At 62.7% G+C, this 14898-nt stretch carries 16 protein-coding genes; 15 read left to right on the plus strand and 1 reads right to left on the minus strand.

The genetic code is table 11. The features are described from left to right. Positions 1 to 83: 83 nt before the first annotated feature. The 13 genes from FFS45_RS28945 (at position 84) to FFS45_RS29005 (ending at position 11002) form a co-directional block, all read left to right on the plus strand. Positions 84 to 671, plus strand: a complete 588-nt coding sequence (locus FFS45_RS28945; protein WP_137958061.1) for an amino acid synthesis family protein — start codon at positions 84 to 86, stop codon at positions 669 to 671. Next, entirely contained in the window at positions 661 to 1542 is an 882-nt protein-coding gene (locus FFS45_RS28950; protein WP_137958062.1) for an alpha/beta fold hydrolase, read from the plus strand. The genes FFS45_RS28945 and FFS45_RS28950 overlap by 11 nt, the downstream gene beginning before the upstream one ends. Next, positions 1535 to 2503: a flavin reductase family protein gene (locus FFS45_RS28955; protein WP_137958063.1), complete on the plus strand. Its 969-nt coding sequence runs from the start codon at positions 1535 to 1537 to the stop codon at positions 2501 to 2503. The genes FFS45_RS28950 and FFS45_RS28955 overlap by 8 nt, the downstream gene beginning before the upstream one ends. Before the next feature lie 78 nt (positions 2504 to 2581). After that, positions 2582 to 3625, plus strand: coding sequence for an LLM class flavin-dependent oxidoreductase (locus FFS45_RS28960; RefSeq protein WP_137958064.1), 1044 nt, complete (start codon positions 2582 to 2584; stop codon positions 3623 to 3625). 40 nt (positions 3626 to 3665) lie between these two features. After that, on the plus strand, positions 3666 to 5138 hold the full coding sequence (locus tag FFS45_RS28965) for an aldehyde dehydrogenase (protein ID WP_137958065.1): 1473 nt from the start codon (positions 3666 to 3668) through the stop codon (positions 5136 to 5138). A gap of 92 nt (positions 5139 to 5230) precedes the next feature. After that, positions 5231 to 5545 (plus strand): NIPSNAP family protein, encoded by a 315-nt coding sequence (locus tag FFS45_RS28970; RefSeq protein ID WP_137958066.1) that lies wholly within the window; start codon positions 5231 to 5233, stop codon positions 5543 to 5545. 66 nt (positions 5546 to 5611) lie between these two features. Next, complete coding sequence (locus FFS45_RS28975; protein WP_137958067.1) at positions 5612 to 6643, plus strand: ABC transporter substrate-binding protein; 1032 nt, start codon at positions 5612 to 5614, stop codon at positions 6641 to 6643. Positions 6644 to 6693: 50 nt separating this feature from the next. Beyond that, positions 6694 to 7578 (plus strand): ABC transporter permease, encoded by an 885-nt coding sequence (locus FFS45_RS28980; protein ID WP_137958068.1) that lies wholly within the window; start codon positions 6694 to 6696, stop codon positions 7576 to 7578. An 86-nt stretch (positions 7579 to 7664) separates the two neighbouring features. After that, the gene (locus tag FFS45_RS28985) at positions 7665 to 8459 is read left to right on the plus strand and encodes an ABC transporter permease (protein WP_137958069.1); all 795 of its coding nucleotides are present in this window, start codon (positions 7665 to 7667) and stop codon (positions 8457 to 8459) included. A gap of 16 nt (positions 8460 to 8475) precedes the next feature. After that, positions 8476 to 9567: an ABC transporter ATP-binding protein gene (locus tag FFS45_RS28990; RefSeq protein WP_137958070.1), complete on the plus strand. Its 1092-nt coding sequence runs from the start codon at positions 8476 to 8478 to the stop codon at positions 9565 to 9567. Positions 9568 to 9584: 17 nt separating this feature from the next. Beyond that, complete coding sequence (locus FFS45_RS28995; RefSeq protein WP_137958071.1) at positions 9585 to 10289, plus strand: GntR family transcriptional regulator; 705 nt, start codon at positions 9585 to 9587, stop codon at positions 10287 to 10289. 75 nt (positions 10290 to 10364) lie between these two features. Then, positions 10365 to 10610 carry an AbrB/MazE/SpoVT family DNA-binding domain-containing protein gene (locus tag FFS45_RS29000; protein ID WP_137958072.1) on the plus strand — a complete coding sequence of 82 codons (246 nt, stop codon included), beginning with the start codon at positions 10365 to 10367 and terminating at the stop codon, positions 10608 to 10610. Further along, positions 10607 to 11002, plus strand: coding sequence for a type II toxin-antitoxin system VapC family toxin (locus FFS45_RS29005; RefSeq protein WP_137958073.1), 396 nt, complete (start codon positions 10607 to 10609; stop codon positions 11000 to 11002). Before FFS45_RS29000 ends, FFS45_RS29005 begins: the two co-directional genes overlap by 4 nt. 104 nt (positions 11003 to 11106) lie before the next feature. On the opposite strand, the gene FFS45_RS29010 is transcribed toward FFS45_RS29005, so the two are convergent. Beyond that, positions 11107 to 12222, minus strand: coding sequence for a hypothetical protein (locus FFS45_RS29010; protein WP_137958074.1), 1116 nt, complete (start codon positions 12220 to 12222; stop codon positions 11107 to 11109). A 411-nt stretch (positions 12223 to 12633) separates the two neighbouring features. Here FFS45_RS29010 and FFS45_RS29015 point away from each other — a divergent pair, with 411 nt between their 5' ends. Both FFS45_RS29015 and FFS45_RS29020 read left to right on the plus strand, forming a co-directional pair. After that, entirely contained in the window at positions 12634 to 12948 is a 315-nt protein-coding gene (locus tag FFS45_RS29015) for a DUF4148 domain-containing protein (RefSeq protein ID WP_137958075.1), read from the plus strand. A gap of 622 nt (positions 12949 to 13570) precedes the next feature. After that, entirely contained in the window at positions 13571 to 14788 is a 1218-nt protein-coding gene (locus tag FFS45_RS29020) for a PepSY-associated TM helix domain-containing protein (RefSeq protein ID WP_137958076.1), read from the plus strand. Positions 14789 to 14898 lie beyond the last annotated feature (110 nt).

The raw sequence follows: 14898 nt of genomic DNA on the forward strand, positions 1-14898 counted from the left end.
ATCGCCTTGTTGTGGGCCATAAGATGGAATACCATAATCTCAACACCCGATATTTACGGCCTCGGCCCCGTCTGGAGAACGATATGAAGCTGGAAGTGCGCAAGCTGGTCACTTACGTCGAAGAGACTTTCATCGAGGGCGGCAAGGAAGCGGCGAAGCCGCTAAAGCTGTTCGGCGCGGCGGCCGTGCTGCGCAATCCGTGGGCCGGGCGCGGCTTTGTCGAAGATCTGAAGCCCGAAATTCATGCGCTGGCGCCGCAACTGGGCGAGTTGTTGACGGCGGAAGTGCTGCGTGTCGCGGGTTCCGGCGAGGCAGTCGAAGGCTACGGCAAGGCGGCGATTGTCGGCACGTCGGGCGAGATCGAGCATGCGTCGGCGCTGATCCACACACTGCGTTTCGGCAACCACTATCGCAATGCGGTTGGCGCGAAAAGCTATCTGAGCTTCACGAATCTGCGCGGCGGCCCGAACTGCCCGATCTCGATTCCGCTGATGCACAAGCACGACGAAGGCATGCGCTCGCATTACCTGACGGTGCAGTTTTCGATCGTCGACGCACCGGCTCCCGATGAACTCGTGATTGCGCTGGGCGCATCGATCGGCGGCCGTCCGCATCATCGCATCGGCGATCGCTATCAGGATCTGAAGGAGCTCGAGTCCAATGAAGCCTGAACGCGCGGCCGGGCCCGCCGTGTCGCGTGGCGAGGCCGCGGGCACGAGCTACAGCCTCTATACGCCGCAGCCGGAGGAGGCGCGTGCAACGGTCGTGCTGATTCACGGCGTGGGCATGAACCAGAGCGTGTGGTCGTCGCAGATCGAGCCGCTGACGGCGGCGGGGTATCGGGTCGCGGCATACGACATGCTCGGTCACGGCGAGAGCGCGTTGCCGACCGCCGCGCCTACGCTTGACGAATACGCGTCGCAACTGAACGCGCTGCTCGATGCGATGGGCGTTGAACGTGCGCATGTGGTCGGGCATTCGATGGGCGCACTCGTTGCGCTCGAGTTTGCGCTAACGCATCCGCAACGCACGCTGAGCGTGGTGGCGCTAAACGCGGTGTACGACCGCACGCCGGCGCAGCGCGAGGCCGTGATGACGCGCGCTGCGACGCTTGGCGATCCACCCTTCGACACAGGCATCGACGCTACCCTGTCACGCTGGTTTGGCGATCCGGTTCCCAGGCATCTGACGCAGGCAGCGCAAGCCGTGCGTGCTCTGCTGCTGTCGGTGGATCCGATCGGTTATGCGCGCACCTACCAGCTGTTCGCCCGCTCGGATGACGCACACGTGGGCCGTCTCGCCGGCCTTGCCGTGCCCGCGCTGTTTCTCACGGGTGAGTGCGATCCGAATTCGAGCCCGGCGATGTCGCGTGCAATGGCCGCGGCCGCGCCGCTCGGCCACGCGGAAATCATTGCGAACGAGCGTCACATGATGAACGTCACCGATCCCGGGCGCGTCAACGAACGGCTGCTCGCGTTTCTCGATCGGGCGCCGGTAGAGGAAGCACCGCATGCCTCGATCAACGGAGAATGCCATGACTGAGCGGACTATTGATCAACCCGCGGAACAGGCCTTCGACATCGCCGGGTTTCGCCGCGCGCTGGGCGCGTTCGTGACCGGCGTGACGGTTGTCACGACGATTCAGCCGGACGGCTCGCCGCGCGGATTTACGGCCAACTCGTTCACGTCGGTGTCGCTCGATCCGCCGCTGATACTCGTGTGCATCGCGAAGACTGCGTCGAGCTACGAAGTGTTTTCGCAGACGCGTCACTTCGCCGTGAGCGTGCTTGCCGAAGACCAGAAATCCGTGTCGGGCGTGTTTGCCTCGAAAGCGGCCGACAAGTTCTCACAGGTCGCCTGGCAAACGCGCGCAACCGGCGCGCCCGTGATGGATGGCGCGGCGGCGACATTCGACTGCACGACGCACGAAGTCGTCGATGCCGGCGATCACATCATTCTGATCGGGCGCGTGGTCGACTTTCTTCATACCAGCTCGTCGCCGCTCGGCTACTGCCGCGGCGCGTATGTGAACTTCAGCTTGTCCCAGGACGCGCTGGCTGCCGCCGGATCACGCGCGCAAGTGGGCGCGATTCTCGAGCATCGCGATGGGCTCGTGTTGCTCGACACACCCAAAGGCCTGCAATTGCCGACGGGCGCCAGGCTCGAACCCGCGACGGATGCGGCGAGCCTGCGCGGCGCGCTGGCGAAGCTCGGCCTCAAGGCGCATCTCGACTTTATTTTTGCCGTGTTTGAATCGGGCAGCGGGCAGGCATCGAGTGTACAAATCTACTATCGGGGCCGCGTGATCGACAGCGGCGCGGCGTGGATGGACAGCACGATCCGCATTGTCCCGTTGGCGCAGATTCCATGGAACGAGTTGCGCGACGACGCGGTGCGCTCAATGCTGGAGCGTTATGTACGCGAGCGCAGTGAAGACGCGTTTGGCATCTATGTCGGCGACACGGAAGCGGGCATGGTGCAGACGCTGGCGCTCGCGCACTGAAGACAGCACGGCTCAATCCGCCGACGAATCCTGCTGCGCACGGCGCGCAGCCGCAGTTGCCACGGGAGAGGAAGCATCATGAAGTTTTCGTTGTTCCTGCATATGGAGCGGTACGACAACACGACGTCGCATCGCGAACTGTTCGACCAGATGACCGAGCTTGTGCAGATTGCCGAGCGCGGCGGGTTCGAAACCGCGTGGATCGGCGAGCATCACGCGATGGAATTCACGATCGCGCCGAACCCTTTCGTCAACCTGTCGTATCTGGCCGCGAAGACCGAACGCATTCGCCTCGGCACCGGCACGGTGATCGCGCCGTTCTGGCATCCGATCGCGCTGGCGGGCGAGGCGGGCATGGTGGATGTCGCAAGCAACGGGCGGCTCGATCTGGGCATCGCACGCGGCGCCTATTCGTTCGAGTACGAACGCCTGTTGCCGGGACTCGACGCGATGGGGGCGGGTGCACGCATGCGGGAACTGGTGCCGGCGCTGCACAAGCTCTTCAAGGGCGATTACGCGCATCAGGGCGAGTTCTGGTCGTGGCCGTCGACGACGCCCGTGCCGCGTCCTGTCCAGCAGCCGGCTCCGCCGCTGTGGCTCGCCGCACGCGACCCGAACTCGCATGCGTTTGCCGTCGCCAACGGCTGCAATGTGCAGGTGACGTCGCTGGCCCAGGGCGACGCCGAGGTCGTGAGCCTGATGGAGCGCTTTAACGCCGCCTGTGCCGCACATCCCGGCGTGCCGCGTCCGCAGGTGATGATGCTGATGCATACGTTCGTGGGCGCGAACCCTGCCGAAGTGGATGCGGCGGTGGAAGACCTCGCGCGTTTTTATCGCTACTTCAGCAAATGGTTCAAGAACGAGCGGCCGATCGAGCAAGGCTTCATTGAGCCGCTGACGAATGCCGATGTCGAGATGTTCCCGCAGTACTCGTCCGAAGCGATTCGCAAGAACCTGGTGATCGGCGAGCCGAAGCAGGTGATTTCGCGCCTCAAAGGCTATGAGGAGCTTGGCTACGACCAGTACAGCTTCTGGCTCGACAGCCATATGAGCTTCGAGCGCAAGCGCAAGTCGCTGGAGCTGTTCATTGCCGAGGTCATGCCCGCGTTCGACGCGCGCTGATACGAACGGCTTACGCTTATTAACTCCCGGAGCGGCTGACATGGTCCAGCGGTTTCAGCAATACGTCGACGGTGCCTTCGAAGATACGCGCGAGCATTTCGACAGCGTCGATCCGTCCACGGGCGACGTGTGGGCGAGCATGCCGGCCGCCGGTGCCGACGACGTCGACCGCGCGGTGCGTGCGGCGCATCGCGCGTTGAACGATCCGGCATGGGCGAATCTGACGGCGAGCGCGCGCGGCAAGCTGCTGTACAGGCTGGCCGATCTCGTCGCGCAACACGCGCCGCGTCTTGCCGAACTTGAAACGCAGGACACCGGAAAAATTATTCGCGAGACGCGCGCCCAGATCGGCTACGTCGCCGAGTACTACCGCTATTACGCGGGCGTCGCCGACAAGATACAGGGCGCGTGGCTGCCGGTCGACAAGCCCGATATGGAAGTCACGCTGCGGCGCGAGCCGGTGGGGGTGGTCGCAGGCATCGTGCCCTGGAACTCGCAACTGTTCCTCTCGGCGGTGAAGATCGGTCCTGCGCTCGCCGCAGGGTGCACGATCGTGCTCAAGGCTTCGGAGGACGGCCCTGTGCCGTTGCTCGAATTCGCGCGGCTCGTGCACGAAGCCGGTTTTCCGAACGGCGTCGTCAACATCGTGACCGGCTTCGGCAACGATTGCGGGCGCACGCTGACGAGCCATCCGCTGGTGTCGCGCATCGCCTTCACGGGCGGCCCGGAAACCGCGCGCCATGTGGTGCGCAATTCGGCGGAGAACCTGGCGGCGACGTCGCTGGAACTCGGCGGCAAGTCGCCCGTGCTGGTATTCGACGATGCTGATCTCGACAGTGCCTGCAACGCGGTCGTCGCGGGCATTTTTGCCGCGACGGGACAAAGCTGCGTGGCGGGCTCGCGCCTCGTCGTGCAACGCGGCATCCACGATGCGCTGCTCGAGCGGCTCATCGCGAAAGCGCAGACGATTCGCATCGGCAATCCGCAGGATATGGCCACCGAGATGGGACCGCTTGCCACCCGCCGTCAGCTCGAACACATCGAGAAAGTGCTGCGCGCGAGCGTCGAAGCGGGTGGACGCATTGTCACCGGTGGCAGGCAACCGGACAGCGTTGGCAGGGGCAACTACTTTTTGCCGACCATTGTCGATTGCGCGAATGCTCAGGTACCGAGCGTGATGGAAGAACTGTTCGGCCCCGTGCTGAGCGTCGTCACGTTCGATACGGAGGCCGAGGCCATTGCGCTCGCCAACGACACACGTTATGGCCTTGCATCAGGCGTGTTCACGCGCGACCTGACGCGGGCGCACCGGCTTACGCGAGCGTTGCGCGCGGGCATCGTATGGGTCAACACGTATCGCGCCGTGTCGCCGATCGTGCCGTTCGGCGGTTACGGGCTGTCCGGCCTCGGCCGCGAGGGTGGCCTTGAAGCGGTGCTTGAGTACACGCGCACGAAGTCGGTGTGGATCCGCACGTCGGATGAGCCGATTGCCGATCCGTTCGTGATGCGCTGACGCCGCGTCGCGTATATCGCCCGCAATCATCTTGCATGGGGCCGCAGTAAGGGGCTTAAGCCCACATTCTGGCCGACAGGAGAAACACCAGCATGTTCTACGAAATTCGCACCTACCGTATCAAGACGGGCGCCGTGCCTGCTTATCTGAAACTCGTGGAGGAAGAGGGCATCGAGTTGCAGAAACGGTATCTGGGTCAGCTGGTCGGCTACTTCTTTTCGGAGATCGGACCGCTGAATCAGATCGTGCATATCTGGGCCTATCCGAGTCTCGACGAACGCGAACGCCGCCGTGCCGCGCTCGCTGAAGACCCTGCATGGCAAGCCTTTGCGCCGAAGATCCAGGCGCTGATGGAAGAGATGGAAAACAAGATCATGAAGCCAACGCGATTTTCGCCGCTGGCCTGAGACAGAGCGTTCAACTGGCCGCCTTACACGTTGCCACGAGACCAACCCACAGTCATGGAGACAGACATGAGCAGCAGAACTACCTTCCCAATCGCACCGCTGATCGCGTTCTGCGCAGCGGCGCTCGCGGCGGCGCCTGCGCTGGCCGCCGACCCGATCGTCTTCACGAGCTGGGGCGGCACGACCCAGACGTCGCAACAGAAGAACTGGGCGCAGCCGTTCACGCAGGCGACGGGCGTCAATGTGCTGATGGACGGCCCGACCGATTACGGCAAGCTCAAGGCGATGGTCGACAGCGGCAACGTGGACTGGGATGTGGTCGATGTCGAAGGCGATTTCGCCTACGCCGCGCAGCAGGCGGGACTGATCGAGCCGATCGACTATTCCGTGGTCAAGAAGGACGAACTGGACCCGCGCTTCACGACACCGGACGCAGTGGGCAGCTTCTACTACTCGTTCGTGCTCGGCTACAACAAGGCGAAGTACACGGGCGCGCAGCCGGCCACCTGGGCCGATCTGTTCGATACGAAGAAATTCCCCGGCAAGCGCACGTTCTATAAATGGTCGGCCCCCGGCGTGCTCGAAATCGCGCTGCTCGCCGATGGCGTGCCGCCCAGCAAGCTCTATCCGCTCGACCTCGACCGCGCTTTCAGGAAACTGGACACCATCAAGGGCGATATCGTCTGGTGGAGCGGTGGTGCGCAATCGCAGCAGTTGCTCGCGTCGGGCGAGGCGCCTATTGGCATGTTCTGGAATGGACGCCTGCATGCGCTCGAACAGACCGGCGTACCGGTCGGGATTTCATGGAACCAGAACCTGACGGCCGCTGACATGTTGGTGATTCCGAAAGGCGCCAGGCACAGGGACGAAGCCATGAAGTACCTCGCCACCGCAACGAGCGCGCAGGCGCAGGCAAAGTTCGCGACGGACACGGGCTATGCGCCGATCAACGTCAAGTCGGCCTCGCTGATGTCGCCTGCTATCGCGAAGACGCTGCCCGATCAGTACAAGTCTTCGCAGATCAATCTCGACATGAAGTACTGGGCCGAGAATCGCGATGCGATCGCCAAACGCTGGTATGCGTGGCAGTCGAAATGAGTGCGCGCGAGGCGAGCGCCGCATAGCAATCGGAGTGGATGGGAGAGACCATGCCTAATGTTCTGAGTACCGTCGCGCATGCACCCGCGACGGCCAAGCGCCGGCGCCGCGACTGGCGCAGCATCCGCCTGCTCGTGCCTGCGCTGTTGCTGCTGGTGATCTTCTTTCTGCTGCCGGTGCTTTCGCTGCTGTTGCGCAGCGTGCTCGAACCCACGCCGGGGCTGAGTAACTACGCGCAACTGCTCGGCTCGACCACTTATCTGCGCGTGTTCGGCAATACGTTCCTGGTGGCGACGGTCGTGACGGTGGTGACGCTTGCAATCGGTTTCCCGACCGCGTGGCTGCTCGCCATCGCGCCGCGCAAGCTGAGTTCGGTGCTGTTCTCGATCCTGTTGCTCTCGATGTGGACCAACCTGCTGGCGCGCACGTTCGCCTGGATGGTGCTGCTGCAACAGACCGGACCGATCAACCGTGTGCTGATGGCGCTCGGGGTGATCAGCGAGCCGCTGACGCTCGTCAATAACCTGATCGGCGTGACCATCGGCATGACCTACATCATGTTGCCGTTTCTCGTGATGCCGCTGCACGCGACGCTGCGCAGCATCGATCCATCGACCTTGCGTGCCGCGGCCATCTGCGGTGCGAGCCGCTGGCAGGCATTCTGGCGCGTGCTGGTGCCGCTCGCGATGCCGGGCATTGCCTCGGGGGCGTTGATGGTGTTCGTGATGGCGCTCGGTTATTTCGTCACGCCATCGCTGCTCGGCGGCGCATCTTACATGATGCTGGCGGAACTGATCGCACAACTCGTGCAACAACTGCTGAACTGGGGGCTGGCCGGCGCGGCCGCCTTCGTGCTGCTCGCCGTGACGCTGGGGCTGTATTCGCTGCAACTGCGCTTCACAGGCGCAGCGCGTGCCAATCCGGGAGGCCGCTGAGATGAAACAACCCCCAAGCTCACCAGGTTCGCTGTCCTTCGAGGGGACGTCAGTCTCCCTTGCGGCGGCCCACAGGGAGGCCTGACATGCTGCTCGATTTCGATCGCCTGGGCGCGCTGCGGTATCTGTTGCTTGCCGTCGGCGCTGCGGTTGCACTGTTTCTTTTGTTGCCGATCGTGTTTATCGTCGCGCTCTCATTCGGCGACTCCCAGTGGCTGATCTTTCCGCCGCCGGGCTGGACGCTGGAGTGGTATCGCCAGCTCTTCACCGACGCGGGCTGGATCGACTCGCTGCTGACGAGCGCGAAGCTCGCGGCCATCGTCACCGTGCTGTCGGTGCTGATCGGCTTTCTCGCGTCGCTCGCGCTCGTGCGCGGCAAGTTTCGCGGCCTTAACGCCGTGCAGGCATTCTTCCTCACGCCGATGGTGCTGCCCGTCGTCGTGCTGGCGGTCGCACTGTATGCGTTCTTTCTGCGCATCGGCCTGAACGGCACGATGACGGGCTTCGTGATCGGCCATCTGATCATCGCGTTGCCGTTCTCCATCATTTCAATCAGCAACTCGCTGTCGAGCTTCGACACGGCACTCGAAGACGCTGCGCTGATTTGTGGAGCATCGCCGCTTGAAGTGAAATTGCGCGTCACCTTGCCCGCGATCCGGCTTGGGTTGTTTGCCGCCGCGATCTTCTCGTTCCTCGCGTCGTGGGACGAGGTAGTGGTGTCGATCTTCATGTCGAGCCCGACCTTGCAGACGCTGCCCGTGCGGATCTGGGCAACGCTGCAGCAAGACCTGACGCCGGTCGTGGCGGCGGCGTCTTCGCTGCTCGTCGGATTGACGACCGTATTGATGTTGGCGGGCGCCGTATTGCGCCGCGCACGATAACCGAGGTAAATGAGCCATGACTGCCGCATTCCTGCAAATCCAGCGCCTGCGCAAGACCTATGACGATGTCGTCGCCATCGACCAGGTGTCGCTCGATGTCCGCAAGGGCGAGTTCATGACCTTTCTCGGGCCGTCGGGCTCGGGCAAGAGTACGACGCTGTATATCGTCGCGGGCTTTCAGGAGCCGAGCGAAGGGCGCGTGCTGCTCGACGGCAAGCCGCTGCTCTCGGTCGCGCCGAACAAGCGTCACATCGGGATGGTGTTTCAGCGCTATACCCTGTTTCCGCATCTGACGGTGGGCGAGAACGTCGCCTTTCCGCTGCGTGTGCGCCGCCGTCCCGACGCGGAAGTGAAGGCCAAGGTCGAACAGATGCTGAAGCTCGTGCATCTGTCCGAGTGCCGCGACCGCATGCCCGCGCAGTTGTCGGGCGGGCAGCAGCAGCGCGTCGCGATTGCACGGGCGCTCGCTTACGATCCACCCGTGCTGTTGATGGACGAGCCGCTTTCCGCACTCGACAAGAAACTGCGTGAGGAAATCCAGCTCGAACTGCGCCGCATTCACCAGGAGACGGGCGTCACGATTCTCTACGTGACGCACGATCAGGAGGAGGCGCTGCGGCTGTCGGACCGCATCGCTGTGTTTAACAAAGGACGTATCGAACAGGTTGGCACCGGCGAGGAACTGTATGCGAATCCGGCGTCACGCTTCGTCGCGAGCTTTATCGGCAATTCGAATTTCCTGCCGGTGCGTGTGACGTCGAACAACGACGGCCGGATGAACGGCGTGTTTCCGAACGGTCATTCTGTGAGCTCGGGCAGCTTCAATCCGGTGCTCACGGCGGGCGACGAAGGAACGCTGATGATCCGCCCTGAACAGATGCGCATTCAGGCGCTGCGCAACGCGAGCGGCACGGCGGGATTGCCCGTCACGGTGCGCGATATCACCTATCTCGGCGACGCGATGCACTACGCCGTTGCCACACCCTGGCAACAGGAGATTTCGATTCGCATGCCGGCGGGGCAGCGTCATGACAGCGGCTTGTCGGTCGGCACGGAGGCGCTTGTCGATTGGGACACGCGTGATGTACGTCTGTTCGCTCAGGCGTAAGCACGGCAAGGCACACCATGAGTGACACGCTGCCTTCGCTGAAAGTCGAACGCCACACCACGACGTTGCGCGAACTCGCGCTGGAGAAGATGCGCATGGCGATTCTGGATGCGCATTTTCGTCCAGGTGAACGGCTGGTCGAGCGTTCGCTGTGCGAAGAACTGGGCGTGAGCCGGACCGTTGTGCGCGAGGTGTTGCGGCATCTCGAAACGGAAGGGCTGGTCGATTCGATTCCTAACCAGGGGCCGATTGTCGCCAGGCTCGATGCCGATACGGCGGCCGAAATCTACGAAATTCGCGCGCTGCTGGAAGGCGATGCGGCGATGGCCTGCGCGCAGCATGCGGATGAAGCGGTGACGGCACGGCTGGCCGGATACATTGCACAAATCCAGCAGGCGTTCGAAGCCCATGCGCATCAGACGGTGCGTGAGCTGACGACGACCTTCTATGAGGCGATGTTCCATGGTGGCGGCAAGAACGTCTCATGGGAAATCGTGCAGACGCTCAATGCGCGGATCAACCGCTTGCGCGCCATGACGATTGCCTCCGATGACCGTGGCCGGCAGGCCGTGCAGGAGATGAACCGCATTCTCGATGCGATCCGCGCACGCGACGCGCGGCGCGCGCGCGATGCCGCGACGGCTCATGTGGCCCGGGTTGCGGATATTGCGGCGCGGTTGTTGCAGCAGACGGTGGGGGAGGTGGCTGTTTCGCGTCAGTAATCTGGCCGGCCAGCATCATCTTGCGTCTCACTCTCCTTACTTTAAAGTAAGGAGAGTGAGAACCGGGAGATGAAAATGGCTTCTGCTACCGTAACATCAAAGGGACAGGTCACGATCCCCGTGGACGTGCGGACCCGCCTCGGGCTGGAGACGGGGGACCGGATCGAATTCGTTCTGAACGAGAGCACCGGCCGGTACGAGGTGGTGCCCGCTACGCGCTCCGTCACCGCGCTCAAGGGCATCATCCGTAAGCCCGCCAGGCCGGTGACAATTGAGGAGATGAACGCGGCGATTGCCGAGCGCGGGGCCTCGGCTCGATGATCGGTCTCGATATGAATGTGCTGGTGCGATACTTCGCGCAGGACGATCCGGTACAAGCAAAAAAAGCGGGCGCACTCATCGAGTCACTGACGCCTGAGTACCCCGGCTATCTCACCCAGGTGGCACTCGTCGAGGTCGTCTGGGTGCTTGGTCGAGCCTATAGCGTCGAGCGCGTCGAGATCGCACAGGTGATTGAGACGCTGCTTCGCACGAAGGAAGTGGTCGTCGAAGCGGCGGAGACAGTATGGAAGGCGCTGCGACTCTACGCGGGCTCGTCCGCGGATTTCGCTGACTGCCTGATCGAGCGCGCGTGTCACGAGGCGCAGTGCGAATACACGGCAACGTTTGATATCAAAGCATCCAAAGCGACCGGTATGCGACTGATCAAGTAAGAAAAGCGAGGCAGATTCGCAAAGACTTAGCCACGGACTGACAAAGGGCGCCGAACGTCTCCAGTAGCTCCAGTAGCTCCAGTAGCATTAGCCACCCCACGAAACTACAGCGCCGGCAACTCCACCCCTTCCTCATTCGACATCGTCCGGATCGCCGCATCGAATTCGATCTCGTGATCGTTTGCAGTCGATTGTGCAGCCAGCGCCGCGTATAGCTCGTCCTGTTCAAGCAGGAAATCCCTCCCATCACGCAAGCGCGCATAGGCGGCCCAGGGAACGAACTTGGTCAGCGGAAACAGCAGACCCTGGCGCGGCGACACATCCACGTTAAGCCCAGACACGAACAGCAGGTTCTTGCCTTCAAAGGCGGGCTCGCGCTGCAACGTGCGATAGGTCCGGTCAAACTCGATCTGCGTGTGATAACGCGCGGCGTCCAGCATGGGATTAGCCGATGTGACAAGCGACGGAATCGCCGGTGCGATCGCTTCTTCAAGCAGGTCGGGGCCCTCTGCGCCCGGCACAGGCTGGCGATGGAAAAAGAACATCGCTGCGTCAAGCCTGCGCCCGATGGGCTGCCTGACACCCCCCCAGTCAAAGTCGCCCAGCGCCGCTTGCAGCCATGGCGAAGCCTTGAATGCCTTCGATGTACTCATCACCTGCAACGGGGTTGGCTCTGCAACATCGATCAGACGCTCCAGATGCAGGAAGAGGCCCTCAGCCCGATGTGAATCGAGTAGCGCATTGTCGATGAATACCGCGGGTGTTCCGTCAATCGATCCCAACTGGACGTCATTGCAGGCGTGACTGTATTCACGCTCGTACCAGTCCAGCACGCCCGACAGTTTGCCGCAGCACGCACCGAACTCGTTATGTGCGGTGCGCTGGCGCTGATAGACGCCAAAACGGCGCTGTTCCGGCACGTAGCCGACATGGCTCGCCTGGACGATCACCAGGTCTTCGCCATGGTGTGCGTAAGGACCGTGGCGATCGGTGGCCACCCGGCCGCCCACGACGCCGTGGTCGAAAGGGAAGGTGCCGAAATGGCGGGTCAGCAGAATGACGGGATAGCCCTGGTTCTCGTCGGAGCAGAAGGCGCGCGAAGGCATGACGCGGCCAGGTTCGAACCCCAGCGAGAGGCAGTAGTTATAGAGCTTCGGCACGAACTGGCTGTAACGGATCGCCATGCCGCCGAGTCGCATATTGCCCATGATGTGATTCATCTCGCACCTTTCACCGGTCGCAATGTCCTGAATGGCTGTCGACTTGCCGTGAGTGGGCCGAGACGTCTCGCGTGACTGCTTGAAGCCGACCCCTCGCGAAGGGCGCGCCGCCGCCGCTTGCGGTGAAGCGGCGGCGAAACGTCCCGACGCTCCGCAACTTTGGCGCCCGAATATGACTCCCGATTGACTTCCGATTGACTTCCGATTGACTCCGGGACGATGAAACGATTCGGCTTGTTGCGTCGAACTGGCATTCACCCTTCCAGGGCCATCGTCATTGTCCCGGTTATGTGAAAAGTGATTTCATAACTTAGGTATTTACCCTAGGTCGCTACCTTCCTAGACTGTGTTCACCGGCTGCAGATAAACGTGTTTGCAGCTCCCGCAAGACAATCTCTGGAGGTAATGATCATGAACTCGCTTATCAAGGCTGTTGCTATTGCTGTTGTTCTCTCCGCTCCTGTTGCTGCGTTTGCCCAATCGAATCAACCTCTGACGCGCGCGGAAGTTCGTAGTCAACTGGTTCAACTCGAAAAGGCCGGTTACAACCCCGCAGACGCCGACAACACGACCTATCCGGCGGACATCCAGTCTGCGGAAGCCCGTGTTGCTGCCCAGAATGGCTCGACGAGCGGCGTTGGCGGTGTGACCAGCGGCTCGTCGGAATCCGGCGCTCCCGCAGCGTCGGTATTCACCGGCTCGCGTTCGCTTTACTCCGGTCACTAAGCTGCCACTAAGCAGCCACTAAGCAACCGGACTGGCGACCGGTTGGCGATTCACCAGTCGCCGACTTCGCCTGAGGGGCGCGCGATATGCCTTGCGTGCTCCGATCCACTTCATCGGCCCGCTACCGTCCATCAAGACAGTAGCGGGCCGATGCCATCAGGAATCCGGTAGCCCGTATCCCCCGTTCTGCCTCCCCGCCTCCGAAAGCTCGCCGCAAGATTTATGTTGCAGATGCGAATTAGTCGCATTATCATTCGCGTTGATAAATATCCAATCCGCCTAAACATCGCCGCTCGCTGCGAGCGCTTTCGTCCCGCTTGGTGTCTTGCTGCACGGGCGTTTGCTTGCGCCTGTGCTCAATCCGAACAAGATGCATATCCTGTCTATCGCCAGTCATCCGGCGTTTGCCCACGGCGAAAACCGTTCTTCCTCGCTTTCCAGTGTCGCGCTGTTGGCAAGTGGCGGCCTTTTGCTCCCTGCGCTGCCGGCATCCGGCCCGGCTCATAGCGGCTTGAGCGCCGTGGTGAGCGCGACGATGCAGTTCTAGGATGCAGGCGCCGACGATGCGTGACACACGGACCCAGGCGCCGCGCGGCGCCCGCATGCCTGCACCGGTACGCCCATGAGATCGATGCTTGTCCGCCTGCATCGCTGGTTCGGCATCGGCACGGCGCTGTTTCTGTTCGTCTCCGGTCTCACGGGCGCCATCATCGCGTGGAATCAGGAGCTCGATGCGGCCTTGAACCCGGAGTTTTATTACGCGCGCTCGGCGGCTCCCGCGTTGTCGGCGCTGGAGCTGGCCAACCGGGTCGAAGCCGCCGACCCGCGCCTGCACGTGACCTATCTGCCGCTGGGTGTGGTGCCGGGCCGAACCCTGCTGATGCGGGTGCGCGGGCGGCCCGATCCCGCCACGGGCCGGCCCTATGCGCTGGGGTTCAACCAGATCGCCGTAGATCCCGCCACCGGAAGCATCCAGGGCCGGCGCGAATGGGGTGCGTTGTCGCTCACGCGGCTCAATCTGATGCCGTTCCTTTATCAGTTCCACTACACGCTTTATTTGCCGACCACCGGCAGCGGTGTTGCGATTGGTGTCTGGTTGCTGGGGATCGTCGCGATCGTCTGGTTGTTCGATAGCGTGATCGCGCTGGTGCTGGCGTTTCCAAACCTCAAGGCCTGGCGCAAGTCGTTTGCGTTCCGCGTCCAGCGCGGCGGCTATGCGCTGGTGTTCGACCTGCATCGTTCGGGCGGGGTATGGGTGTGGGGGCTGCTGGGCGTGATTGCTCTGACCTCGATCGGGATGAACCTCGAGCGGCCTGTCATGCGACCTCTCGTGTCGCTCTTTTCGCAACTGACCCCCGGGCCCGAGAGCAATCCTGAACTGCGTGCGCCGCATCCGGCCGGTGCCGTCATGTTGAGCCGCGAGCGCATCGTCGCATTGGCGGCGGACGGCGGGCAGAAGATGAAACTGAACGCCGGGCCGGGCTCGCTTTTCGAAATCGCTTCGCTCAACCTGTACGGCGTGGGCTATTTCAAACCAGGCGGCGACTACGCCGACCGTAGCCTCGGCAATGCCTGGATCTACTGGGATGCGTGGACCGGGCGCCAGGTGGGCGCTGCGGTGCCCGGTCGCGGGACTGCCGGCGATACCTTCATGCAGGCGCAATTCCCGCTGCATTCAGGACGTATTCTGGGGTTGCCGGGGCGTATTCTGATCAGCTTCATGGGTGTGATGGTGGCGCTGCTGAGTGCGACCGGCCTCGTGATCTGGTTCAAGAAGCTCAAGGCGCGCCGCACCGCTACACGGCGCGTGAAGACGCCTAAAGCCGCGGCGCTGCCATAGTTCTGGAGGGGGCGCTTCGCGCGAAGCGGTTCAGATCAGATCGGCTCGGCTCGACGCGGTTCTTCCCGGTTCGGTTCGGCTTCACGCTATTGAGCCTTCACGCGCCGCTC

Origin of the sequence: Burkholderia sp. 4M9327F10, from assembly GCF_005503145.1 — a bacterium.
Taxonomy (GTDB): Bacteria; Pseudomonadota; Gammaproteobacteria; order Burkholderiales; family Burkholderiaceae; genus Paraburkholderia.